This window comes from Limisphaera ngatamarikiensis (genome assembly GCF_011044775.1).
GTDB lineage: Bacteria > Verrucomicrobiota > Verrucomicrobiia > Limisphaerales > Limisphaeraceae > Limisphaera > Limisphaera ngatamarikiensis.
This window is the reverse complement of record NZ_JAAKYA010000063.1, coordinates 1,465-3,205: the sequence shown is the minus strand read 5'-3', so window position 1 is coordinate 3,205 and position 1,741 is coordinate 1,465. Positions and strand designations below refer to the sequence as shown.

Below are 1,741 nucleotides of genomic sequence, written 5' to 3'. Positions count from 1 at the left end.
CCGAGAACGCGGATATTACAGGCGCATCACGGAGACCTTTGTGAGCGGAGAACTGGTATCGCGACGCGTAGAAGTGAGTGTGCGTGATGATGGAGAGATCAATCTGGTGTTTGTGAAGTGCTTTCGGAACGGAAAAATGGTGTTTGCATCCACCTTGGATAAGATGAACAATAGAAGTGTCACCATTCGCAGTTATCATCATCAAGGTAAATGCCTGGCCATGGAGGGAGACGAGGACGGCGACGGGTTCTTTGAAACCTTGATCCTGATTGGTGACAACGGAATACCGGTGGAGGGATTTGAAAGAAGTAAAGATGGCACAGTGACACCCATGAGTGAAGAAAGGCTTTCGAAGATTAAGAAGGGTTTTGAGGTAGGAAAAGGCGATTGACCGCTGTCCAAGAAAGGCTGCCGTGTGCACGTAAGAGATGAATAGGCAGGGATAAACACATGCGGGCAAGCATGGCGGGCGAAGAGGACTCCGCCCCTCCCACAGGGTCCGTTGGGTGGGACCGTGCCGCCGCGGTCTGCTAGAAAAGGCAGACCACAGGGCCCGTGCCCAACCTCCAGCGTGCCCAATCGGTGGATGCGCCTACGATCTCCGACAGGTTGGGAGGGACGGCGTCCCCGCCGTCCGCAAGAGTATTGGGCACAGGGGACTGTGCCCCTCCCGGGCTGGCGCCCCAGCGAGGGCATCCTGCAGCTTCGGCCAAGCAGCGAGGGATGGCGTGCATACGATGCGCATCCGGCGGGCACCGGGGACGGTGCCTTCCCCCGCCATCGTCGGATCGAGGACGCCCTACCGCATGTGTCAGCCCGGAAGGGACCGTTGTCACGGTCCGTGGAACAATGCGGGCACGGGGGACCGTGCCCCTCCCGGGGAATCCCCAAATCGAAGGCACCCCAGCCATTCGCGAGGTCGGGAGGGTCCGGGTCCCCGCGGTCAGCAAGAGTATCGGGCGCAGAGGACTGCGCCCCTCCCGGCGGGCGTTCGCCCCCCAGTTTTTTCAATCGTCGAGGACGGCGACTCTCCAGGGCGGCTTGAGCTGCCGCATGAACACGCACAGAGGACTGTGCCCCTCCTCCAAGGTCCCGTGGGAGGGACCGCGTCCCAGGCCGTCACCTCGATGCGCCTATAATAAGCTGTTGATCGGAACCGATGCCGGCCATCCGGCTTTTGCCGGGGCAAGGGGCTGCGGAAAACATTGTCGGACACCAACCGCCGCCATGGAGCTCGCCACATGCTTTGCGCGCTCTCTTTTGGCCGTTCTCCGTGTCCTCTGTGTCTCTGTGGTTCAGTCCCTCCATGCCTTTGTACCCACGGGACCGGCTGCAGGGTGAGGTGCGGACGGCGGTGGTGGTGCAGACGCCGGAGCTGATGAACTACGACCTGGACGGGAATCTTGTCCGGGACGGTCGGTGGGTGTACAGTTGGGATGCTGAGAACCGGCTGGTGCGCGTGATGAGCTGGGGCAGTGTGGATCGGCGTCGGGTGGACTGGACGTACGATGCGTTGGGGCGTCGGGTACGGCAGGTGCGGTACGTATGGACGAACAGCACGTGGCAGGTGGTGGAGGATCTGAAGCTGGTGAGTGATCCCGTGTGGTTTGGTCGTCACATTGCGGAGCTGCACGGGACGAACGGTGCGGTGGTGCGGTCGTACGTGTGGGGATTGGATGTTTCGGAATCCCTGGACGGAGCGGGTGGTGTGGGCGGGTTGTTGTGGGTGCGGTTGAGCGGT

Annotated in this window: 1 protein-coding gene and 1 pseudogene; both read left to right on the top strand. The window is 61.4% G+C overall.

Going from position 1 to position 1,741, the window contains the following annotated elements:
* Nucleotides 1–391, top strand: a 391-nt coding sequence (locus tag G4L39_RS09490; protein ID WP_205880919.1) for a hypothetical protein, incomplete at its 5' end; no start/stop codon positions are given.
* Between the two features lie 915 nt (nucleotides 392–1,306).
* Nucleotides 1,307–1,741 (top strand): annotated as a pseudogene (locus G4L39_RS09485) (hypothetical protein); the annotation flags it as partial.